The organism is Streptomyces rapamycinicus NRRL 5491 (assembly GCF_024298965.1).
Lineage (GTDB): Bacteria > Actinomycetota > Actinomycetes > Streptomycetales > Streptomycetaceae > Streptomyces > Streptomyces rapamycinicus.
On record NZ_CP085193.1, the window covers coordinates 2,941,168 to 2,961,898 of the forward strand.

The 20,731-nt window shown below is 71.6% G+C and carries 25 protein-coding genes and 1 pseudogene; 9 read left to right on the plus strand and 17 right to left on the minus strand.

What is annotated here, in order from left to right; all coding sequences use genetic code 11:
• Window position 1 precedes the first annotated feature (1 nt).
• Both LIV37_RS11685 and LIV37_RS11690 read right to left on the minus strand, forming a co-directional pair.
• A complete protein-coding gene (locus tag LIV37_RS11685; RefSeq protein WP_020867320.1) occupies window positions 2-1,651 on the minus strand; it encodes an ABC transporter substrate-binding protein in 1,650 nt (549 codons plus the stop codon).
• A gap of 40 nt (window positions 1,652-1,691) precedes the next feature.
• On the minus strand, window positions 1,692-2,864 hold the full coding sequence (locus tag LIV37_RS11690; RefSeq protein ID WP_020867321.1) for a C45 family autoproteolytic acyltransferase/hydrolase: 1,173 nt from the start codon (window positions 2,862-2,864) through the stop codon (window positions 1,692-1,694).
• Between the two features lie 121 nt (window positions 2,865-2,985).
• Here LIV37_RS11690 and LIV37_RS11695 point away from each other — a divergent pair, with 121 nt between their 5' ends.
• Complete coding sequence (locus LIV37_RS11695; RefSeq protein ID WP_020867323.1) at window positions 2,986-3,888, plus strand: MurR/RpiR family transcriptional regulator; 903 nt, start codon at window positions 2,986-2,988, stop codon at window positions 3,886-3,888.
• Window positions 3,889-3,906: 18 nt separating this feature from the next.
• On the opposite strand, the gene LIV37_RS11700 is transcribed toward LIV37_RS11695, so the two are convergent.
• From LIV37_RS11700 to LIV37_RS11735, 8 genes are all read right to left on the minus strand, one after another.
• On the minus strand, window positions 3,907-4,320 hold the full coding sequence (locus LIV37_RS11700) for a gas vesicle protein K (RefSeq protein WP_243146458.1): 414 nt from the start codon (window positions 4,318-4,320) through the stop codon (window positions 3,907-3,909).
• Window positions 4,262-4,471, minus strand: a complete 210-nt coding sequence (locus LIV37_RS11705; protein ID WP_020867325.1) for a gas vesicle protein — start codon at window positions 4,469-4,471, stop codon at window positions 4,262-4,264. The genes LIV37_RS11700 and LIV37_RS11705 overlap by 59 nt, the downstream gene beginning before the upstream one ends.
• Before the next feature lie 22 nt (window positions 4,472-4,493).
• On the minus strand, window positions 4,494-5,387 hold the full coding sequence (locus LIV37_RS11710) for a GvpL/GvpF family gas vesicle protein (RefSeq protein ID WP_020867326.1): 894 nt from the start codon (window positions 5,385-5,387) through the stop codon (window positions 4,494-4,496).
• Window positions 5,384-5,776, minus strand: a complete 393-nt coding sequence (locus tag LIV37_RS11715) for a gas vesicle protein (protein ID WP_020867327.1) — start codon at window positions 5,774-5,776, stop codon at window positions 5,384-5,386. The genes LIV37_RS11710 and LIV37_RS11715 overlap by 4 nt, the downstream gene beginning before the upstream one ends.
• Window positions 5,773-6,036: a gas vesicle protein GvpG gene (locus LIV37_RS11720; RefSeq protein ID WP_020867328.1), complete on the minus strand. Its 264-nt coding sequence runs from the start codon at window positions 6,034-6,036 to the stop codon at window positions 5,773-5,775. The genes LIV37_RS11715 and LIV37_RS11720 overlap by 4 nt, the downstream gene beginning before the upstream one ends.
• Before the next feature lie 13 nt (window positions 6,037-6,049).
• Entirely contained in the window at window positions 6,050-6,817 is a 768-nt protein-coding gene (locus LIV37_RS11725) for a GvpL/GvpF family gas vesicle protein (protein ID WP_121825584.1), read from the minus strand.
• Window positions 6,818-6,819: 2 nt separating this feature from the next.
• Window positions 6,820-7,191 carry a gas vesicle protein GvpJ gene (gene gvpJ / locus LIV37_RS11730; protein ID WP_214663399.1) on the minus strand — a complete coding sequence of 124 codons (372 nt, stop codon included), beginning with the start codon at window positions 7,189-7,191 and terminating at the stop codon, window positions 6,820-6,822.
• Window positions 7,192-7,398: 207 nt separating this feature from the next.
• On the minus strand, window positions 7,399-7,725 hold the full coding sequence (locus LIV37_RS11735; protein ID WP_020867331.1) for a gas vesicle protein GvpO: 327 nt from the start codon (window positions 7,723-7,725) through the stop codon (window positions 7,399-7,401).
• 384 nt (window positions 7,726-8,109) lie between these two features.
• On the opposite strand from LIV37_RS11735, the gene LIV37_RS11740 reads away from it, so the two are divergent.
• The gene (locus tag LIV37_RS11740; protein WP_020867332.1) at window positions 8,110-8,556 is read left to right on the plus strand and encodes an SAV_915 family protein; all 447 of its coding nucleotides are present in this window, start codon (window positions 8,110-8,112) and stop codon (window positions 8,554-8,556) included.
• Window positions 8,557-8,567: 11 nt separating this feature from the next.
• Window positions 8,568-9,923, plus strand: a complete 1,356-nt coding sequence (gene lysA / locus LIV37_RS11745) for a diaminopimelate decarboxylase (RefSeq protein ID WP_020867333.1) — start codon at window positions 8,568-8,570, stop codon at window positions 9,921-9,923.
• A 93-nt stretch (window positions 9,924-10,016) separates the two neighbouring features.
• Here the strand turns inward: lysA and LIV37_RS51730 are convergent.
• Both LIV37_RS51730 and LIV37_RS11750 read right to left on the minus strand, forming a co-directional pair.
• Window positions 10,017-10,130 (minus strand): annotated as a pseudogene (locus LIV37_RS51730) (DUF2975 domain-containing protein); the annotation flags it as partial.
• Between the two features lie 31 nt (window positions 10,131-10,161).
• Window positions 10,162-10,569, minus strand: coding sequence for a tautomerase family protein (locus LIV37_RS11750; RefSeq protein ID WP_020867334.1), 408 nt, complete (start codon window positions 10,567-10,569; stop codon window positions 10,162-10,164).
• 114 nt (window positions 10,570-10,683) lie between these two features.
• Between LIV37_RS11750 and LIV37_RS11755 the strand changes: the two genes are divergently transcribed.
• Together LIV37_RS11755 and LIV37_RS11760 are read left to right on the plus strand one after the other, a co-directional pair.
• The gene (locus LIV37_RS11755) at window positions 10,684-11,601 is read left to right on the plus strand and encodes a LysR family transcriptional regulator (protein WP_121826097.1); all 918 of its coding nucleotides are present in this window, start codon (window positions 10,684-10,686) and stop codon (window positions 11,599-11,601) included.
• 232 nt (window positions 11,602-11,833) lie between these two features.
• Window positions 11,834-12,205 (plus strand): hypothetical protein, encoded by a 372-nt coding sequence (locus LIV37_RS11760; protein ID WP_148717857.1) that lies wholly within the window; start codon window positions 11,834-11,836, stop codon window positions 12,203-12,205.
• 80 nt (window positions 12,206-12,285) lie between these two features.
• Here the strand turns inward: LIV37_RS11760 and LIV37_RS11765 are convergent, their stop codons facing one another.
• Genes LIV37_RS11765 through LIV37_RS11780 form a run of 4 tightly spaced genes read right to left on the minus strand, consistent with a single transcriptional unit; the run spans window position 12,286 to window position 16,234 of the window.
• Entirely contained in the window at window positions 12,286-13,248 is a 963-nt protein-coding gene (locus tag LIV37_RS11765) for a hypothetical protein (RefSeq protein ID WP_020867336.1), read from the minus strand.
• Between the two features lie 20 nt (window positions 13,249-13,268).
• Window positions 13,269-13,841 (minus strand): carboxymuconolactone decarboxylase family protein, encoded by a 573-nt coding sequence (locus tag LIV37_RS11770; RefSeq protein WP_020867337.1) that lies wholly within the window; start codon window positions 13,839-13,841, stop codon window positions 13,269-13,271.
• Between the two features lie 22 nt (window positions 13,842-13,863).
• Window positions 13,864-14,442, minus strand: a complete 579-nt coding sequence (locus LIV37_RS11775) for a carboxymuconolactone decarboxylase family protein (RefSeq protein ID WP_020867338.1) — start codon at window positions 14,440-14,442, stop codon at window positions 13,864-13,866.
• Between the two features lie 55 nt (window positions 14,443-14,497).
• Window positions 14,498-16,234 carry a thiamine pyrophosphate-binding protein gene (locus tag LIV37_RS11780; protein WP_158634922.1) on the minus strand — a complete coding sequence of 579 codons (1,737 nt, stop codon included), beginning with the start codon at window positions 16,232-16,234 and terminating at the stop codon, window positions 14,498-14,500.
• 121 nt (window positions 16,235-16,355) lie between these two features.
• Here LIV37_RS11780 and LIV37_RS11785 point away from each other — a divergent pair, with 121 nt between their 5' ends.
• From LIV37_RS11785 to LIV37_RS11795, 3 genes are all read left to right on the plus strand, one after another.
• Window positions 16,356-16,958, plus strand: coding sequence for a TetR/AcrR family transcriptional regulator (locus LIV37_RS11785; protein ID WP_020867340.1), 603 nt, complete (start codon window positions 16,356-16,358; stop codon window positions 16,956-16,958).
• A gap of 33 nt (window positions 16,959-16,991) precedes the next feature.
• On the plus strand, window positions 16,992-17,594 hold the full coding sequence (locus LIV37_RS11790) for a TetR/AcrR family transcriptional regulator (protein ID WP_020867341.1): 603 nt from the start codon (window positions 16,992-16,994) through the stop codon (window positions 17,592-17,594).
• A 147-nt stretch (window positions 17,595-17,741) separates the two neighbouring features.
• Complete coding sequence (locus tag LIV37_RS11795; protein ID WP_020867342.1) at window positions 17,742-18,506, plus strand: SDR family NAD(P)-dependent oxidoreductase; 765 nt, start codon at window positions 17,742-17,744, stop codon at window positions 18,504-18,506.
• Between the two features lie 66 nt (window positions 18,507-18,572).
• Here the strand turns inward: LIV37_RS11795 and LIV37_RS11800 are convergent, their stop codons facing one another.
• Window positions 18,573-19,553 carry a zinc-binding alcohol dehydrogenase family protein gene (locus tag LIV37_RS11800; protein ID WP_020867343.1) on the minus strand — a complete coding sequence of 327 codons (981 nt, stop codon included), beginning with the start codon at window positions 19,551-19,553 and terminating at the stop codon, window positions 18,573-18,575.
• 160 nt (window positions 19,554-19,713) lie between these two features.
• Here LIV37_RS11800 and LIV37_RS11805 point away from each other — a divergent pair, with 160 nt between their 5' ends.
• Window positions 19,714-20,730 carry a leucine-rich repeat domain-containing protein gene (locus LIV37_RS11805; RefSeq protein WP_020867344.1) on the plus strand — a complete coding sequence of 339 codons (1,017 nt, stop codon included), beginning with the start codon at window positions 19,714-19,716 and terminating at the stop codon, window positions 20,728-20,730.
• The last annotated feature ends 1 nt before the right edge of the window (window position 20,731 follow it).

Sequence of the window (20,731 nt, forward strand, 5' to 3'; positions counted from 1 at the left end):
GTCAGCCCTTCTTCGTGCCGAGGTCGGCGGCCCACGGGTAGTACATCGACACCATGGACGCCGGCGGGCCGGTGTACTTGTCGCCGAGCACCATCACCGACGGCACCTGCACCAGCGGGATCCACACCGCGTCATCGGCGAACTTGGTCTGCGCGTCGATGACCAGCTTCGCGCGCTCGCGGTCGTCGATGGTCTGCTGGGCCTTGCCGACGAGGGCGTCATAGCCCTTGTCCGAGTAGCCGAGCCAGTTGTTGGCGTTGCCGGATATGCCGTTGTCGTAGAAGCCCGCCGGATCGGCCTTGGAGATGTACCAGTCGACCGGGATCAGGTCGAAGCCGTTCCGGGACCCCGGGTCGGAGAAGAACTCGTCGTAACGGCTCGACGCGATCGTCTTGACGGTGACCTTCAGCCCGATCTTCTGGGCCGCGCCGCGCACCGCGTTGGTGATGACCGTCTGGCTCTCGCTGCCGTCGCTGGAGACGACGATCGGCTTCGAGGGCGCCCCGGCCCGCTCGACCAGCTTCTTCGCCCGGTCGATGTCGTCCGCCGAGGGCGAGACGGTGTAGGCGGTGGAGCGCTCGAGGTCCTTCTGCGCCTTCTGGAACGCGGCCTTCTCGTAGCCCCACGCCCCGGGGCCCACCGGGGTCGCCCAGGGTTCGGCGAGGCCGTTGAAGCCGGACTTGGCGATGCCCTCGCGGTCCATGGCCAGCGACAGCGCCCTGCGCAGCCGCGCGTCCCCCAGCGCGCCGCCCTTGGTGGGGCTGAGCGACCAGGCGGTGGTGGACTGCCCGTAGTAGGCGCGCACGCCCTTCTTCTTGGACAGTACGGCGGCGGGGCCGGTGGCGGTCAGATAGGCGCCGTCCGCGGCGCCCGTGGAGATGGAGTTGACCAGGGCGCTGCCGGAAGCCCAGCGGAAGACGACCTCCTTCGTCAGCGGGCGGACGCTCTTGTCCCAGTAGTCCGCGGAGCGCTCGATGGTGAGGGAGGAGCCGGAGTTCCAGCTCTTCAGCCGGTACGGTCCGGTGCAGGCGTCGGGGTGGCCGGGGGTGCCGAAGTCGTCGCCCTGCTTCTCCACCGCCTTGCGCTCCATGATGATCCCGGCGTCACCGGCGAGGGCCTTGGTGAACAGGGCGCTCGGCTTCTTGAAGGTGACGGTGACCTGGTTCGCGCCCGTCTTGGCGATCGTGTCGACGTCCTCGTACTCGTCCGACTCGTTCATCTCCGGCCGGGCGTGCCGCTTGAGGCTCCACACCACGTCGTCGGCGGTCATCCGGGCGCCGTCGTGGAAGGTGACGTCGTCGCGGAGGGTGAGGACGAGCTTCTTGTCGCCGGTGTACTCGGCCTTCTCCGCCAGCCGCGGCGCGGTGGTCATATCGGGCTTGAGCAGGAGCAGCCGCTCGCAGATGTTGGCCAGCACGGTACGGGTGCTGCTGCCGCCCTGGGCGTCCATGTCCAGGGTGGCGGGCTCCTGCTCCACGAGCCAGTTCACCGTGGTGGCCGCGCCGGATGCCTTGGGGGTGGTGTCGGTGAGCTTGAGCTTCGCGGGGTCGACGGACGCGCCGCCGGACCCGGAGGTCGCCCCGGAGCACCCTGCGGTGAACAGCAGGGCACTCACGAGGCCGACTGCGGTGGTACAGAGCTTGGTTCTCATGGCAGGCTCTCTGGTCGTTCGTGCGGACGTGAGGGAGGCGTCAGTTGGGGGCGTGCGGACCGTCGTAGAGGTTCCAGGGCAGCTGCTGGTACTCGTGGTCGCAGGGGGTTCCGGGGGTCACGTGGTAGTCACCGGTGGTCAGGTCCACGCAGGAGGACAGCAGCGTCGTCCACCACTTGACCTCGGGCTGCCGGAGGTCGGGGTGGGTGCACAGGCCCTCGGGGTGGCCGAGGTGGTCCGACATGGCCTGGTGGATCAGCTTGCGGGACTCGTCCGGCGCCCCGGCCTCGCGCAGCAGGCGCAGCCCGGCCTCGGCCCGGGGCACCCGGATCAGGGAGTCGGAGGACTCGGGGCGGTAGCGGGCCGCGAGCTGGACGGGGACGGTGGTCTGGTAGTGGTTGCCGTGGACGAGCAGCCCCCGCGTCGGATACATCCAGCCGTGTGCGCCCGGAGTGGTCTCCAGGTCGAGGGCGAAGCCCTCACGGCAGGTCAGCAGGGCGTTGCTGGCGATGTGGCCGCGGGTGCGGCACAGTACGTCGACCGCGTCGCTGATCGACACGCTGTCCAGGACCCGGCGGCGGATCACGGTCTGGGGCAGCCCCACGGCGTCGTCGAACCGGCCGCCGAGGCCGTTGGCGTTGAGGGCGATGCCCGCGGAGTTGGCGCCCTGGCGGCCGATCTGCCCGGCCTCCACCTGCATGATCACGGTGGGGTGCGGGGGCTGGACGATCCGGAGCATCAGGACGGTGTCCGCGACGCCCGCCCGCCAGTCCCAGTTCTGGCCGCAGTAGACGTGGCCGTCGCCGCTCGCCTCGCCCAGTACGGCGAAGGACGTACAGCCGTCGGTCACCTCACGGTCGTCCGTGACGTCCGCGACGGCGTCCGCGCGGGCCCGCATCCGGGCGAAGGTCTGGTCGTAGATGATCTCGCCGCGGGCGTTCAGCGCGAGCACGTCCAGGAGCCCGACGCCCGCCCCCTCGGCGATCCCGCCCATCTCCTCGACGAGTTCGGGGGCGTAGGCGCGGACCGGCTCCAGCCAGCGCTCGGCGCGCGCGGTGACCTGGTCCCAGGTGAGCCCCGAGGACTCGCCGAACGCCTCCTCGTAGTAGGCGAGCGCCCTGCCGATGCTGTCGCGCGCCGCCTCGCCGTACTGGCGGCCGCGCTCGGCCGGCGGGCCGGAGATCTCGACGGTGGGGATGGTGGCGGCTGTCATGGCACTCCTGTGTTCTGAGGCCCGGGCCCACGAGGGGCTGTAATGTGTGTTTCAGAAATTGACGTGCTTGGAACGATGAGCCCAGATAGTAATGTCCACCACAGGGAAGTCAATAGCTGTAATGAGCGAACCGAAAAGCGTTACCGGGACGACACGGCTGGCCGCCGCGGTCCGGGACATGTGGGGCGAGCTGTCCGCTTCCGAGCGGGTGGTGGCCCAGTACCTGGTCGGCGCCCCGCCGGAGAATCTGCTGTTCGCGAGCGCACAGGAGCTGGGCGCGGCCAGTGGCACGAGCAACGCCACCGTCGTCCGCGCCCTGCAGCGCCTCGGCTACGCCGGGCTGCCCGCGCTCAAGAGGGAGCTGGCCGCCGGTTTCACCTCCGCGACCGCCCCCGAGGAGCGGCTCAAGCAGCGCATCGCCCGCGTCGGCCACGACCTGGACGAGATCAAGGACCGGGTCTTCGACGAGGCCGCGGAGCGTCTCGAGCAGTGCCGCCGCCTACTGGAGACGGATGTGCTGAAGCAAGCGGTGCAAACGCTGGCGGACGCGCGTGAGGTGGTCGCCTACGGCGTGGGCGCCTCCGAGCTGGCCGCCCGGCATGTGGTGCTGAAACTGCGCCGGGCCGGCCGCCGGGCGCGCTTCGTCGGCGCCACCGGCTTCACCATGGCCGACGAACTGCTGAGCCTCGGCCGCGGGGACGCGGTGGTGATCCTCCACCCCGGCCGCCGGCTGCGGGAGTTCACCGTGCTCACGGATCGGGCGCGGGCGGTCGGCGCGAGCGTGGTGCTGGTCACGGACGTCCCCACGGGACCGCTGGCCACCCACGCCGATGTGGTGATCAGCGCCCCGCACACGCCCACCGGCATCACCGCGGAATCCCTGGCGGGGATCGTCGTCATGGACGCGCTCGTACTGGCCCTCGCCTCCCTGGACGAGCCACGGGCGGTCGAAGCGTCCCACCAACTGACGGTGTTGAGGGGGCAGTTGATCGACCGGTCGGAGCCGCGGCAGCGCAAGAGCTGAGCGGGCGCGCGGGGCATCTCACTGAGCGGGCGGGCCCGCCGGGGAGAGCAGGGTGCCGAGCGGGCCGAGGTCGAGGTTGAGGTCCTCCAGCCGCAGGTCGTGACTGGCGCACATCTCCTCCATGCGCTGCTGGAGGATCATCAGCGTCATACCGACGCGCTCCTCCTGCTCCTCCGTCAGGTCGCCCTTGTCGACGCGGTGAAGCGCCTGGCGCTCCATCAGCTGCCGCAGCAGCTCGACCACGGTCAGCACCAGCTTGGCCAGATCGCGCTCGACCGTGTCCGCGTCGGTGCGCAGCCGCTGGGCGGCGGCGCCGGAGGGGGCTGACATACGGGGGTCTCCTTTCGTCGGGACCTTTCGCCAGAGCCTTGCGTCAGAGCAGCAGCGGGGCGGGGTGTTCGGCGTCGACCGGAGCGATGACCGCGCGCAGATCGATCCGTACGAGATCGACGTCCGCGATGGACAGGACGAGGTCCCCGGCGAGCACGACCCCGCCCTGGAGCAGCCGGTCCAGCAGGTCGATCAGGGCGACCTCGCGGCCCGCGAGCGCCCGTGCGTCCTCCTCGTCCAGCGCGCCGCTCATACGGCCTCGTCCAGCGCGCCGCTCATACGGGCTCCGGCCGGGCGGTCGGCTCGGGCGGAAGCGCGAAGGAGTACGGCGCCCAGGGGCCGGTCACCTCGACGCGTACCCCGGGCTGCCCCTCGGCGGCGGCCAGGACGCGGGCGCGGAACTCCTCGGCGCGGTCGGCGGGCACCAGATACGCGTCGTTGGCGATGTTCTCGCCACCAGGCTTCCCGCCACCGGCCGTCTCGCCACCGGACTTCCCGCCCCTCGCCGTCTCGCCACCTGCCATCTGGGCGAGTTCGCCGCGCTGTGGCCGATGGGCGACCCTGCCCACCGCCAGGCCCCCGGCCTCCTCGGCGATGCGCACGGCCGTCCGCGCCGCCGTCTGCCAGGCCTCCTCGGCGCCGCGCCGACGCCGGCGGCGGGCGGCGAGATAGGCACGGCCCGGGCTGAGGGCCTCCTCCCCGCCCGTGGCCCCGGCGGCCACCGCCGCGTCACTCGCCAGGGAGTCGGTGGGATCGGTGTAGACCTTGACGCCCCATTCGACATGTCCGGCGAGCCGTTCCAGCAGCGGCAGGAACTGGTCACGGCGCTCCTGGAGGATCTGCCGCACCCGGTCCTCGTCCCGGTAGACGGTGGCCAGCCGCAGCGGCAGTACGGCGCCGAGCGGGGCCAGCCCCGCCACCACCCCGTGGTGGCCGCGGGCCAGCGCCTCCAGCCGGGGCAGCTCCTCCAGGCCCGCCTTCAGCGCGCCCTCCTCGAACTCCTCGGCCGGGACCGGGCCCACGGCCGCGGCCAGGTCCCCGGTCTCCACGAGCCCCACCTGCTCGTCCGCCACCCCGCGCAGTACGGCCACCGCCCGGGCGGCCTCCGGGGTGGGGCGCAGCACCGCGTAGGCGTACACCTTGTGCTGTCGCCGTGCGCTCTCGGTCAACCGTCCACGCTCCTGTCCTCGGCCCGTACCCGCAGCGCCGCGATCTCGGCGCGCAGCCGGGCGTTCTCCTCGGTGAGGGACCGCTCCGCGTCGTCGTCCGGTACGGCCCGGGTGCGGGCGCGCGAGGACAGCGACGGATCGTGCTCCCACCAGTCGATGCCCATCTCCTTCGCCTTGTCGACGGAGGCCACGAGCAGCCGGAGCTTGATGGTGAGCAGCTCGATGTCCAGCAGGTTGATGCGGATGTCCCCCGCGATCACCACGCCCTTGTCCAGCACCCGCTCCAGGATGTCGGCGAGCGACGGGGCGGCCTCGGCGCCCTGGCCGTACGGGGTGGCGGGCAGGCGTGGCGGGCCCAGCCCGCCCGCCACCGGTTCTGTCGTCGTCACGGGGCTCGTCTCCGCTCGTCCGGCCGTTCCCGGCGTTCCAGCTCCGCCAGCCGGTCGAGCAACTCGTCCTCGCGGCGGTCGTACGCGTCCTCGTCGATCCGCCCGGCCAGCAGGTCCTGCTCCAGTTCGGCGAGGGCGCGCCGGACCGGCGCCGGGTCGTAGTACTCGCGCTCGGCGGCCGCGGCCATTTGCTCGGCGGCCCAGACGGTGGCGCGCACCGGGGCCAGCGGAAACGTGAGCAGCCCGGTCAGCAGTCCCATCGCGCCCCCGCCCTCAGGCCACGAAGCTGTACGGCGGCAAGGGGCCGCGCAGCCGGAAGTCGTAGCCCTCTCCATAGCCCTGCGCGAGCTGCCGCGCGGCCCGGGAGAACTCCTCGGCGCGCCCCCGCTCCACCAGGAACGAGGCGTTGAGGAAGTCCTCCCCGGCCGGGGACGCCACCACCTTGCCGCGGGCCATCTCCGCCAGCCGCCCGACGACCTGGTCGGCCAACAGCCCCCGTCGCACGTCCAGTTGGCGTGCGACCAGTTCGCCGAGGGCCACCCGGTCCGCGTAGGTGCCACCGCCGTCGCGGGTGCGCTCATTGAGCCGCCGGGCGTCGTCGGACTCGGTGAGCACCTCCCGCAGCAGATCGTCCTGCGAACGGGCCGCCTTCAGGTTGAACTCCGCGGTGGCGTGCAACTCCTCGAGCCTGCCGACGTATTCGGTACGCCTGCCGTCCAGCGCCGCCACCACCGCGGCGTCGTCGGGCGCCAGCATGCCGAACCGCATCGGCAGCACCGCGCCATCCGCCATCAGCCGCTCCTGGACCTCCTGGTGGGCGGCGAGATCACGGCGCTTCGGGCGCAACTCGGGTGGCGCCGGGCTCACCACACAGGCCAGCGGCCCGCCGGTGACCGCGCGCAGGGCGCCGGACACGCCGCCCACGGCCCGCAGTCCCTCCAGCCGCAGCGGATGATCGGACCCGGTGATCGCGTAGATGTAGAGGGACGGAGCCGGAGCCGGGGACGGACCGGGAGCCGGAGCCGGGGACGTGTTCGACATGGTCACTTGTCCTCGTCGTCGTCGCGGTCGAAGACATCGCTGATGGCCCCGAGGGCCCCGCTGATCGCCCCCTCGGTCTTGCCCCGGGCACCGCCCTCGACGATGTTGCCGACGATGTCGCTCAGCTTGTCCGGGGCCTTGCGGCCCGATTCCAGGTCGAGGCGGTTGCACGCCTCGGCGAAGCGCAGATACGTGTCCACGCTGGCGATCACGATCCGGATGTCAATCTTCAAGATCTCGATGCCGACGAGGGAGACCCGGATGAACACGTCGATGACGAGGCCACGGTCCAGGATGAGTTCGAGGATGTCGAAGAGGCTTCCGGTCCCTGAACCGGTCGATGCGGTGGCAGGCAGCCCGCCGGTCTGCGTCATCACGGTCACGTGTGCTTCCTCTCGGTCGCGCTCGGTCGCCTGTCCGCGTCTGATACGGGCGCGGTGGCGGTGGCGTTCACCGATGTCGACGCGGGTGACACATGGGCGCACAGGCATGGAACGGCCCCGCGCCACGGATATCACCGGCGCGGGGCCGTGGGAGGAAACCCGGCAAAAGAACGGCCGTGCCTGGTCCGGCCCCGACGTCTAACGTCCGCGGTCGAGCTGACCGCGGGCGTAGCGGCGTTGCCGCTCATAGCCGAGGAGCCGACCCTGTGAGTCGAGGGTCACACGGTAGGTGGCCATGATGGTCATGGTGTCCGGCACCCGCACCAACTCCACCACCTCCACATCGGCCACCCAACCGTCCGGCGTCGGCTGCATCGCGGAAACCGCCTCCGGCGCGGTGCCCAACAACTCCCCCAACTGCCGGGCGGCGCCCCGCATGGCCTGCGCCACGGGTACGCGGCGGGGCCGCTCGTCGGAGGTCTCGGGGGTGTCCGTGGGCGGTGTGTCCGGATCAATGCTCGTCATGGTCCTACCGTGCCAAGTCCCGTGGGCGCGTGGTGCGCGGATCCCCAAAGCGGCGCCGGGGAGGCGCAGAGTTTCCCCTACCCGCCCCTCCCCGGACCAAGGGACTCCGCCCCCTGCCCCCCGAACGCCCTCCGGGCGTGTCCTCAATCGCCGGACGGGCTGAAATCAGAACCCGGGTCCGGGCCCCGAGTGGTGACTGTTCAGCCCGTCCGGCGATTGAGGACCGGGGGTGGGGGTGCCAGCGGCGCGTCAAGACTTGGCGTTCTCGCGTCAGCGTCGCGTCAGGGACATGGACCCATCCCAGGGTGCGGGAATTAGCGTCCTGTCCCGGCCCCGGTCCCGCTGTCCGGTCCGGGCCCTTCCCCTCGCCCCTGGAGGCACGTCATGAACGACCGTCTGTACGGAGACGACCCCGAGCCCGACGAACCCGTCCCGGCCGGACGCGTCCTGTACGTCCCAGTCCGGCCGGGACCCGTCGGCTGCGCCGTGCGCCTCTTCCGTACGCCCCGTGGCGGCCGTACCGCCGTCGGTTTCTCCACCCGGGGGCGGCTGGCCGCGGTCCTCGGTGCCCGGCAGCCGTGGATCCGGCTCGGTGAACCGGCGCTGCGCGCCCTCGCCGAGCCGCTCGGCGCCACCTCGGTCACCGTGGACCCGCGCCTCGCGGTCCGCGACATCGCACCGTCCGCGCCGGAGCGCCGCCATGCCGCGCTCGCGGTCGCGCCACCGGCGCCACCGCGCCACCGCGGCACCACACTCGCAGGGGCCGTCGGCGCCGTGCGGGTCGCGGGGGCCGCCGCCCTCGTCGGGGTCCGCGGCGCATGGCTCGGCTGAGGGAGGACGCCATGGTCACGCCACTGATCCCAGGCACCGGGCCGCGCACACCCCGCACCCCGCGCCGCGACGGCGCGCTGTCCGTCTGGCCCGCGTCCACCGTCCCGCTCGACGACGGCGACCTGGCCGTCGGCGGAGTGTCGCTCACCGAGCTGGCGGACCGTTTCGGCACCCCGGTGTACCTCCTCGACGAGGCCGAGGTGCGGGCCCGCTGCCGCGCCTACCACGACGCCTTCCCGGGGGCCGCCGTGCTCTACGCCGCCAAGGCGTTCCTGTGCCGCGCGATGGCGCACTGGGCGGAGGAGGAGGGCCTGGGCCTGGACGTGTGCTCGGCCGGCGAGCTGGAGCTCGCGGTCACCACCGGTTTCCCGCCCGAGCACATCGTGCTGCACGGCAACGCCAAGAGCCCGTACGACCTCCAGGCCGCCCTGCGCCTCGGGGTCGGTCGCATCGTCATCGACAGCCCCTCGGAGATCGCCCGGCTGGCCGTCGCCGTGCCCGAGGGCAGCCGTCAGAAGGTCATGGTCCGGGTGGCGCCGGGCATCGCCGCGGGCGGCCATGCCAAGGTCCGTACCGGCACCGACGACCAGAAGTTCGGCCTGTCGCTCACCGACGGCTCGGCCCATCACGCCATCGCCCGGATCCTCGACCAGCCGCGCCTGGAACTGGTGGGCCTGCACTGCCACCTGGGCTCCCAGATCGCCTCCGCCAAGCCGTATCTTGCGGCGGTACGGCGCATGGTCGGGCTGCTGGCGAGGGTCCGGGACCAGCACGGGGTCGCCCTCTCCGAGCTGGACATGGGCGGTGGGCACGGCATCGCCTACCGCCCCGGCGAGCCCGCCCTCGACATCGCCGCGCTGGGGCCCCGGCTGCGCGCCGAACTGGCCGACAGCTGCGCGGCGGCCGGGCTGCCCGTGCCACGGCTGATCATCGAACCGGGCCGCGCCGTCGTCGGACCGGCCGGGGTCGCGCTGTACCGGGTCCTGGCGGTCAAGCGCACCGGGCACCGCACCTTCGTGGCCGTGGACGGCGGGATGAGCGACAACCCCCGCCCGGCGCTGTACGGAGTGCGCTACGCGCCCCGGCTCGTGGGCCGCGCCGGCACGGTGCCGCTCGCCCCCGCCACCGTGGCCGGACGCCACTGCGAGGCCGGGGACGTGCTGGCGGGCGAGGCGGAGCTGCCGGGTGACATCCGGCCCGGGGATCTGCTCGCGGTGCCGGTGGCGGGCGCGTACCACCTGTCCATGGCGTCCGGCTACAACCTGGTCGGCCGCCCGCCGGTGGTCGCCGTGGCGGACGGCAGGGCGCGGCTGCTGGTCCGGCGTGAGTCGCTGGACGACATCCGCGGCCGCGACGTCGGTCTGTAGCCGGGACAGCGCCTGGGGGAGGAGGGGCGGCGACCCCGCCCGCCCCTCCTCCCCCAGGCCGGGCACCGTGAACGCGCCCGCGCCGCGGCGGACCATGGCGAGCAGCATCCACACGGCGACGAGCGCCACTTGGACGCAGGCGAAGCCGAGGATCGCCACCGTCACGTACGGCGTGGCGGAGGGGGCGTACGGAGGGGAGCGGTCGACCTCGTCGGCCGCCGTCGACTCCTATCGATGGTCAATCGATGTCCATGCGCTCGTCGTAGCCCGTCCGGGGGTTGACGGTCCGCCCGGCCGCCCACCAGTTCTCGCTGTTCGTCTCGACCGCGCACAGGAGGATGTCCTCCTCGGGGACGTCCGCGTACAGCCGGAGGTTGGCGCGGATGGCCTCGAACAGCTCCGCCTTCTGCTGGGGATCGCGGTCGTTGAAGAAGAGCTGGATGAACATCGTGCGGTCGCCGCGGCGGATGCCGAAGAACACCGGCTGCGTCTGGACGTTCTCGGGCTTGAGTTCGTGAATGAGGTGGAACTGGTCGTCGTGCGGGATCTTCAGGACGTCCACCATGGACCGGTGGATGCCCAGCGAGACATTCCGGCGGTACTCCGGGGTGGTGCCCTCGCGCAGGTAGATGTTGACCAGAGGCATGGTGTGTCGTTTCCGTTCTTCTGTGGTGTGCTCACCACGCTAGGAACGCCCATGACATTCCGCCAACGAATGTCTCGCATGGCCGGTATGCTGCGTGCGCATGGACGTGCGCTCATGGACATGACCCTGGTCGGGCTGCGGGTGCTGCGCGAGGTGGCGGAGCGGGGCACGATCACCGCCGCGGCGGAGGCGCTCGGGTACACCCAGTCGGCCGTCTCCCGGCAGGTGGCCGCGCTGGAGCAGGCGGCCGGAGCCCGGCTCTTCGACCGCCACCCGGGCGGTGTGCGGCTGACCACGGAGGGGCGCGCCCTGCTGCGGCACGCCGTGGTCGCGCTGGACGCGCTCGACGCGGCCGACCGGGAGTTGCGCGGGGGCGCGGCGGAGGACGGCCCGGTCCGGCTCGGATTCTTCCCCACCGCCGGAGCGGTGATCGTGTCCCGTGCGCTGGCCGCCCTGCGCCGGGAGCACCCCCGGATCCGGGTGAGCACACGGGAGGGCACCACCCCGTCGCTGGTACGGGCGCTGCGCACCGGCACACTCGACGTCGCCGTGCTGTCGTCCAGGCCACCCCACCGCTCCCCCGACACCGACTCCCCGCCGCTGCGCGTGGAGCCGCTGTTCGAGACCCGGCTGGCCGTGGCGGTGGCGGCGAGCGGCCGGTTCGCCGGACGCGACAGCGTCACGGCCGAGGAGATCGCGGACGAGCCGTGGATCGCCAGCCCGGCCGCCGCGGAGGAGCCGTTGCTCGGTGTCTGGCCGGGGCTGCCGGGACGGCCCCGGGTCCGCCACACCGTCCGCGACTGGCTGACGAAGCTGCACCTGGTGGCGGCCGGGGCGGGCATCACCACGGCCCCGCCGGCGCTGCTTCCCGCCGTCCCGCCCGGTGTGCGTCTCGTCGCCGTCGAGGGCGTGGCGGAGGAGTGGCGACGCGTCAGCCTCGTACACGCGCCGGGCCCCGCCACGGCATCGGCGAACGCGGTGGCGCACGCCCTGCGGCAGGAGGCCGCCGAGCTGGCCGATACCCCCGGGTGACGGTCCGGGCCGGGCTGAAGACCTCTTTGACGACCTCTTTGACGACCCCCGGCTGACGGCCGGCGGCCCACTGCGGCCTGGATCAGCACCAGTATCGGCAACTCAGGGCTTTGATGTTTTCGGCGGCGGCGCGTTAGTCATACGGCAGCGAACGTTAGGTGCTGGTTAGTCGGTCATTACCGCCGCCGGACAAGGTGGCAATCAAGTCGTTTTCCGACGCGATGGAGATGCTGTGAGTAATCAGTTCGTTCGGCGTATCGCTTTCGGTGCCATGGGTCTGGCCGGTATTGCCGGTGCGGTCACCGTGACCGCTCCAGCCGCCTCGGCCGCGCCGGCGGCCGCCGGTAAGGTGCGTGTCTGCAATCACGCGAGTGGCTACAGTTCGTTCGTCGCCTTCACCACAAACGCGCACACGAACGCGATCGCTCCTGGCCACTGCACTCGTTGGCGGCCTTCGATCAAGGTCGGCAAATTGGTGTACGTCCAGGGCAAGAAGGGGCACGACATTTTCCAGATGGGATCGTACAAGGTGCCCACTGGTACCTATCAGGTGGAAACCCGCGGAACTCGCGCGAACGCGACGTTCCGGATCGTCCGCAGGTAATCCACTGCTCGCCAGCCGGAACACTGTCCTGCCGGGTACGTATCCGGCAGGACGGCTTCGCGTCGTTTGATCGAAGACATCTAGCGCGGTAGCTCCATGCGCAGGACCTTCGAGCGGCGCGCACGGCCGTCCGGAGGCGGTGCGGTGGTCCCGCCGTCGGTGATGAGGTAGGCCACGCGTCCGTACTCACCGGGCCCGCGCCCCCAGGCGATGCTCGACGGCCCCAGGAGGCGCAGGTCCAGGGGATCGCCGAGGACGATGTCCCGGGGCTGGTCCGGCGGCCCGTCCAGCAGCACACGGTCGAGGGTGTTCTGACGGTGCGTGGTGACGTAGGCGACGCCCGCGTCCTCGTCGAGGCAGAAGTCGTCCGCCATCGTGCCACCACCGACATGCTCCGGCGCTCCGGCCGGGTCGCGGGTGTCGGGGTCGACCGGCACCCGCATGAACAACCGCTGCGCCGTGGAGGTGTAGTACAGGTGGTGGGTCCGCTCCGCGTAACGCACACCGTTGATGCCCGGCTGGGGCGGCCTCATGGTGCTGAGCGGGTCGTGCTCCATGCTCGGGTGGGCAAGCCAGACGTCGGCGGCCGCCGGGCCGCCGGTGGCGGACAGGTCGACACGCCAGACGAAGCCGCCGAAGCAGTCGGCCAGCAGCAGGACACCGGGAGCGATCGGACAGCCCCCGTTCAGGGCCCGCACCCGGGAGTCGAAGGTGAGGACCGTCTCGACCGCGGGGGCGGCGCCGGGTGGCCGGCCCCGCAGATCGACTCGGCTCAGATACGACGCGTGTGTGGTGTAGCCGTCGCTGAGGGCCACGTGGAACACATCCGGCTCGGTCTCCACGACCGCCGAGACGAGGTGGTCGTAGGTGTGCAGGAGGATCGGCTCGACCGGGGTGTCCGCCACGCCGGAAGCCGGAATCAGCCACAGCTGCTTGTGGTTGAGCGATGTCACGACGATCGAGTTGTCGCTTCGCACCGCGAGGTTCTCCAGGAAGGAGTGCTCGGGGAACTCGGCGACGGTGTGCAGAGTTGCGGTTTCCATGGTCGTCCTTCCTCGGGGTCTCACTGGTCCAGGCCGACCGCGTTCGACGGCACGTCGAACGCGGCGAGGGTCAGCGACACACCGGTGAACCAGCCCATCAGCACGGTGACGTCCACGATGCCCGCGTCGCCGATCGTCTCCTTGGCCCGGAGGTACAGCCCGACGGGAATGACACGGCGTCCCACCAGCGATGACGCGAGTTCGTACACGAGCTGCTGCCGTAGGTCGTCGAAGGAGGTGGGACGGCCGGCGACGATGGCCGCCACCTTCGTCGGGTCAAGGCCGCCCAGCGCCACGCCGATCTTCTCGTGCTCGTAGGCGGCGTAGGCCGAGCGCCAGTGGCCGGTGACGACGTTCGTGACGATCTCGATCTCCGCCTTGGACAGCGACGAGTCCGTCTGGAAGTACGCACCCGTCGGCACGATCGCCGTCAGCAGCCGGGGGTTGGCCAGCCAGATCTTGTGCGGCCCGGGCACCAGGCCGCGCAACCGCCGGGTGTACTCGTACGCGCTGCGCATCTCCGGTGGCATGGCGTCGACCGGTGTCTCCACGTAGCGGCCGAACGTCCCGAAGTCCTCGGGATCCTCGAACATGGGGTTTCTCCTCCTTGCGGGGCTACTTCCGCGGGGCCGGGCTTCCCGCCGGCACGTCGTACGCGTTGAGGACGACTCCCAGCGCCAGGTAGTGGACGGTCACGAAGACGATCGCATCGAGGGCCTCCTGCCCCAGCGTCCTGACGGCCGTGTCGTACAGCGGCCCTGGCAGGGAGCCTGGCCCGGTCAGGGCGGTCGCGACGTCGGCCGCGAGCACCTCCTCCTCGGTGAGGCCGGACGGGCGGCCGCCCGCGCACAGCGTGGCCACCTGATCCGGCCGCAGCCCGGCCCGCGCCCCCAGCCGGGCGTGCGCGTACAGCTCGTACGCCACGTCGAAGCGCGCTCCGATCGTCAGGACGACGACCTGTCGGGCCCGCTCGGAGAGTCCGGGAAGCCGCTGGGCGAGGTCGATGAACCGGGCGAGCGCCTGTCCCAGTTCCGGGAAGTGGAGCATCACCCCCCACGGTCCGACGAACGCTCCCCCGGCGTCGCGGACCTCCAATCCCGCGTATTCGTCGGCCTTCACCATGGCGTCGAAGGCGTCGTACAGACCCCGCTGTTCCGGGGTCAGTTCCTCACGATGGAGCAGCGGCAGCCGCATGGCCATCTCCTCTCTTCCGCGACTCTCTTCCACGACAACGAGCACGACGACGAGGTCAGACGTCCCTGATCAGCCGGGTGTCGAAGGTGGTGACCGGAGCGACGCGCTCCTTGCTGACGACGACGTCGATCAGCGCCGGGCGGGCAGTGGCGATCGCCTTCTCCAGGGCGCTCCGGAAGGCGCCGGCCGAGTCGACGCGGGCCGCGAACACCCCGTACGCCGCCGCGAGCTTGGCGTGGTCGACGTCGAGGAAGTCGCAGACCTCCGTCACGGGCTCCCCGCCGAGGGCGTGCTTGAACCCGACGTGTTCGTAGGCGAGGCTCGCGTTGTTCAGGACGATGGTCACCACGGGAATGTCCAGCCGCAGCGCGGTCTCCAGGTCCCCGACGTGGTAGCCGAAGCCACCGTCGCCCACGAGCGCGAACGCGCGGCGTTCCGCCCCCGTCGCGAGCTGTGCCCCGAGGACCGCCGGGAACGCCCAGCCGAGCGTGCCGGCGGCGCGCAGGAACGTCCGGCCGGGCGCGTGGACGGGAAACAGCGCGCCTCCCCAGGCCCCCATGAACCCAGTGTCCGCGACGAGCAGATCACGGTCGTCCGCCAGCTCGCGCAGGATGGCCACGACGGCTTCTGGCCGGACATGCCCGGCGGCGGGGCGGCGCGCGACGGCATGGAACGTCTGCTGCCAGGCCGCGCATCTGCTCCGCACCGCCTCGCGCCATGTGTGGTGCGCACGGTTGCCGGACTCCGAGGGCGCCGCCACGGCAAGGGCTCGGCATAGTTCACCCGCGTCGGCGACCACTCCCGCGCCGACCGCGCGGGTCCGGCCGATGTGCTCTGCCATTACGTCGACCTGGACCACGTCCGCGTCCGCCGAGGGCAGGGTGTAGGTGTCGGTCGCGAGGCCGCCGAGGTCGGTGCCGATCGCGAGGACGAAGTCGGCCTCGCGCGCGATCTCGTTCGCCACCTTGCTCGCGTAGCGTCCCGCCACGCCGACCGACAGCGGATGGTTCTCGGCGATCGAACCCTTCCCGCCCAGGGTCGTGAGGACCGGAACTCCCGCGGTTTCCGCGAGTCGGGTGAGGTCTTCGGCGGCGTCGGCGGTCAGGACCCCGTTGCCGGCCAGGAGCACCGGTCGCAGGCTCCGGGCGAGGCGGTCGGCGATGTCGGCCACGGCGGCGGCCGAGGGAGCCGGCGGGGTCGGGCGACGGATCGGCGTGCAGGTGGCGTCGGCGTGCGTCGGTGCGGCTTCCGCCGCGAGGTTGTTGAACGGTGCCGCTTCGGCGGCGAGGAGGTCGCACGGGATATCGATGTGCACCGGGCCCGGGGCCCCCGCGCCCGCGACGCGCAACGCCTGGGCGACGAGTTCACCGGCGCGGTCCGCCCGCGCGACCCGCGCCTGCCACTTCGTCACCGACTGGAACATGGGCGGCTGGTCGAGCTCCTGGTACTCGTATTTGTACTCGACCCGCGTCGAGACGGTGCTGGTGAGCGCCACGAGCGGGCTGTGGGCCCACCGGGCGTCCGCGAGCGCGGCGGCGACGTTCGCCGCTCCCGGCCCCCACTGCCCGTACACGACGGCGGGCCTGCCGGTGACCCGGGCGTAGGCGTCGGCCATCACCACGGACGCGGCCTCGCTGCGGGCCAGGCACATCTCGATGCCGTGATCGCGCAGGGCGCGCCAGAGCCACAGATCACCACCGGTGATCAGGAAGACCCGGTCGACGCCGCCGTCCTTCAGGGCGCGAGCGACATCATGCGCGACCCGGGGCACGACTCCACTGGCTGTCGCCACAAGCGTTCTCCTGTCCAAAAAAAACGAATGACCGTTCTCTTATTTCGCCACACTGCCCCGCCCGCCATCCGCTGTCAAGAAGAAGACGAACGATCGATCACTTTTGCGGTAGCCTGGCGCCATGCCGAAGGTGAGCCAGGAGTACCTCGACGCCCGCAGAGCGGAGATCCTGACCGCGGCGAGGCGCTGCTTCGTCCGGGACGGTTTCCATGAGACGTCGATGCAGGATCTGCTCGCCGAGGCCGGGGTGTCCTCGGGGTCGGTCTACCGGTATTTCCCCAGCAAGCAGGACATGATCATCGCGATCGCCGAGGAGAATCTGGCCGAGGTGGTGCACAAGGCCCGCCGCCAGGCCGAGCGCAGGCCCGCCGCCGGGGTCGGCGAGGCGATCGCCGATCTCCTCGAGGTCATCAGGGCGAAGCACGCGGAGAACGGCTTCGCCGCCATCGCGCTGCTGACCTGGTCCGAATCCCTGCGCAACCCGGCGCTCGCCGAGCGGCTCAGGACCGCCCTCACCGAGGCGACGGCCGACCTCGCCGCCATCGTGCGGGAGCATCAGGACTTCGGCCATCTGCCGCCGGACGCCGCGACGGACTCACTCGCCCAACTGATCACCTCCACGGTGCCCGGCTACATCCTCCAGCTCGCCACGCTCGGCCCGGACGCGGTCGACGGCCTGCCCGGGGCCGCGCGGGCGCTCTGGCCGGCGCCCGAGGCGCAATAGGCTGGACCAGTTGGTCCAGTCGAGAGGGGCGCCGTGCACAAGGAGCTGACCGCGAAGGGGAAGGCAACCCGGAAGCGGATCGTCGAGGGCGCGGCCGCCGTGCTGCGTGAGAAGGACGTGTCCGTGGCCACGCTGGACGACGTCATGGCGCGCACGCGCACCAGCAAGAGCCAGCTGTTCCACTACTTCCCCGAGGGCAAGGACGAGCTGCTGCTGGCGGTCGCGCACCACGAGGCCGACCAGGTCCTCGAGGACCAGCAGCCGTATCTGGGCTGTCTGGACTCCTGGGAGGCGTGGCAGCGGTGGCGCGATCAGGTGGTCAAGCGCTACGCGGAGCAGGGTGAGGAGTGCCCGCTGGGCTCGCTGGTCTTCTACCTGGGCCGCTCCACCCCGGGCGCGCGGGATGTCGTGGTGACGTTGATGCGGCAGTGGCAGGAGAGCCTGGCCACCGGCATCCGGGCCCTCCAGACGGCCGGGCAGCTGCCCGCCGAGCTGGATGTCGAGCACCGCGCGGCCGCCCTGCTGGCGGGCATCCAGGGCGGTGTGCTGATCCTCCAGTCGACCGGCCGGGCCGACCATCTGCGGGCCGCGCTCGATCAGGGCATCGGGGATCTGCGGCGGGCCGCGGCGGTCTGAGCGGCCAGCGGATGAGCACGACGCGGCACCCCTCGGCCACCCCGGATACTGGACTTGCAAGTCCATTTTTTTCTTCGCACAGTGGCATGGCCCCGGGGGAATCGCGGGGCATCCATGGTGCGGTGAACGAGCGTGCGGGAGTGCGTGATGAGTGGACGGCTGCAGGGCAAGAGGGCGCTGGTGACCGGTGCGACCAGCAACATCGGACGGGCGATCGCGGAGCGGTTCGCCGCCGAGGGCGCGCATGTGGTGGTGTCCGGGCGCAGCGCCGAGCGGGGCACGGAGGTGGTCGACGCCATCCGCGCGCGGGGCGGCCGGGCCGACTTCGTACAGGCGGATCTGGACGGGAGCGCGGAGGCCTCCCGCGCCCTGGCCGAGGAGGCGCGGTCCGTTCTGGGCGGAGGCATCGACGTCCTGGTCAACAACGCCGGGATCTACCCCGGCGACAGCACCGCGGACACCGACGAGAACTCCTTCGACCAGGTCTACGCGGTGAATGTGAAGGCGCCGTTCTTCCTGACCGCCGCGATCGCTCCGGCGATGGCCGAGGCCGGTGGCGGGGCGATCATCAACCTGGGGTCGTGGATCGCCCGGCTGGGAATCCCCGTCGGCGCGCTCTACAGCTCCAGCAAGGGCGCGATGGAGACCCTGACGCGGGCCTGGGCCGCCGAGTTCGGCCCGCGCGGTGTCCGGGTGAACGCGATCTCCCCCGGAGTGGTCCACACGTCCGTACCCGGTGAGACGCACCCGGGCGAGGCCATGATGAACGGCACCCCGGCCGGGGGCGTCGGCAGTCCGGACGCCATCGCGCACGCCGCGGTCTATCTCGCGGGCGGCGAGGCCGCGTTCGTCCACGGCATCGTGCTGGACGTCGACGGCGGCCGCACCACGGCGGCCGTCATCGCGGCGTAGCGGACCGTGTGCCCCGCAGCTCCGCGCCCGGCGTGCCGGCCCGGCTCAGTACGGCCGGCGACTGGTTTACGGCGACGACAGGACGACCACCATCTTGCCCTTGGCCTCGCCCGCCTCCATCACACGATGTGCCTCGTGGATGTCCTCGAAACGGAACACCCGCGAGGGCTTCGCCCGGAGGCGGCCCGCCGCCACCTGCTCCGCGATCGCCTGGAGCGGCACATCGGACAGCGGGAAGCCGGGCGTCCCGAAGACGAAGCTGCCGAAGAAGGTGAGACAGACGCCGCTTGCCATCTGCAGCAGGGGGTTGAAGTCCCTGATCGGATCGAGACCGCCGAGCCAGCCCGCCAGGCAGGCGCGGCCCCCTCGGCGCAGCATGTCGAGGGAATCGAGGATGGTGCTGTTGCCCACCAGGTCGAGCACCGCGTCGACGCGCTTGGCCTCGGGAATCCGCCCGGAGAGGTTTGGGCCCTCCAACTCGGTTCGCTCCACGTCGAGTTGCTCCAGCAGGGCGAATCGCTCCCGGCTGCGGGAGGTGCCGATGACGTGTGCGCCGGCGTTCACCGCGAGGTTGCCGGCGGCCTGTCCGAAGGCCGAGGTGGAGCCCCGGATGACCAGGGTTTCGCCGGGCGTGATCTCCAGATTGCGGAACAGGCAGGTCCAGGCGGTCGCGTAGGTTTCCGGGACGACGGCCAACTCGGCCCACGGCAGGTCGGATTCGATGGTGGCGACGTTCGACACGGGCGCCCGGGTGTACTCGGCGTAGCTGCCGTTGATGGTGCGCCCGAGACCGCCCATCAGCGCGGCGACCTTCGTACCGACGGAGAACTTACCGCCGGGGCACGCCTGCACCAGCCCGACGCACTCGATACCGCTGACCTTCGCGGCCTCCGCCCACTCGCCCCTGCGCATATGCATCTCGGCGTGGTTGAGGCCGAACGCCTTGATGTCGATGACGACGTGTCCGGCCTCGGGCTCGGGCTCCGGCAGCTCCGTATAGACGAGGCTTTCCGGTCCGCCGAACTTCTCGATCACGATGGCACGCACAATGTCGCTCCGGGTGTCGGCGAGCCCCCCTCCGGGCGTTCGGCCAGCCCCTCCGGGTGTCGGCGGAACCCCTTCTCACCGTAGCCCCGCGGGTGGCAACTCGCGATCGGATGGGGTCCCGCGCCGGATCCGGCGATCACCACAACCACGCGGCCCTTGGGTGATCGATGTGCACTCCTCGGAGATCCTGTTACGGCTGTGGCCCAAGGCGGCCGACCCGGACGGCTTCTGCGCCGGCCTCATCGTCCCCGCCTTCGCGCGCGAGAACCGCACCTCGCTGCGGCTGCGCCGGATGACCTCGCTGACCGGCCTGCGCCACCTCACCACGCTCCGCGCCCTGCACATCGACCGCGGCAAGGAGATCACGGACCTCACCGAGGTCGGCGAGCTCACCCGCCTCACCGATCTCGACCTCAACGGCTGCGCGGGCATCGAGGACCTCACCCCGATCGGCCGCCTCACCGAACTGACCCGGCTCGACCTGCACCGCTGCCGGGCGGTGTCGGACATCGCGCCGCTGCTGACGCTCGGGCGGCTGCGCGAGCTGGACCTGAGCATGACCAAGGTGCGGTCCGCCGACGGCTTCGGTACGGCGTTCCCCGCGCTGGAGACCCTGCCGCCGCGCGGCTGCCGCTCCTCCAAGGACGCCTCGCGCCTGTCCGGGCTGACCCGGCTCACCCACCTCGACCTCGGCTGGACCGGGATCCGCGACCTGACCGGGCTGCGGGACGTCCCCGCGGTGACCCACCTGGACCTGCGCGGCCGCGGCCATCTGCGGGACCTGACCGGCATCGACGCGCTGCCCGCCCTGACCGGCCTGACCCTGGACGACTGCCCGCGCGTGGCCGACATACCGGCTGGGCCAGTCGTCGACCTCAACCTGAAGGGCGTGGACAGGCGGGACCTCTCCCCCTTGGCCGGTCACCGGAACCTCCGCGGCCTGCGGCTGTGGATGCCCGAGCTGAAGGACATCGGCACACTGTCCGGCCTGCCCGGCCCCACCGACGTCCACCTGCTGGAGTGCAGGGCTCTTGAGGACGTGAGCCCGCTGCTCGACCTGCCGTCCCTGGCGACGGCCACGTTGCCCCACAGCATGGCGTGGGAGGCGTACTACGGGCGGCCCGTTCCCGTGCACACGGCACTCACCGAGCGGGGGGTGGCCGTCTCCGGCGTCTGAC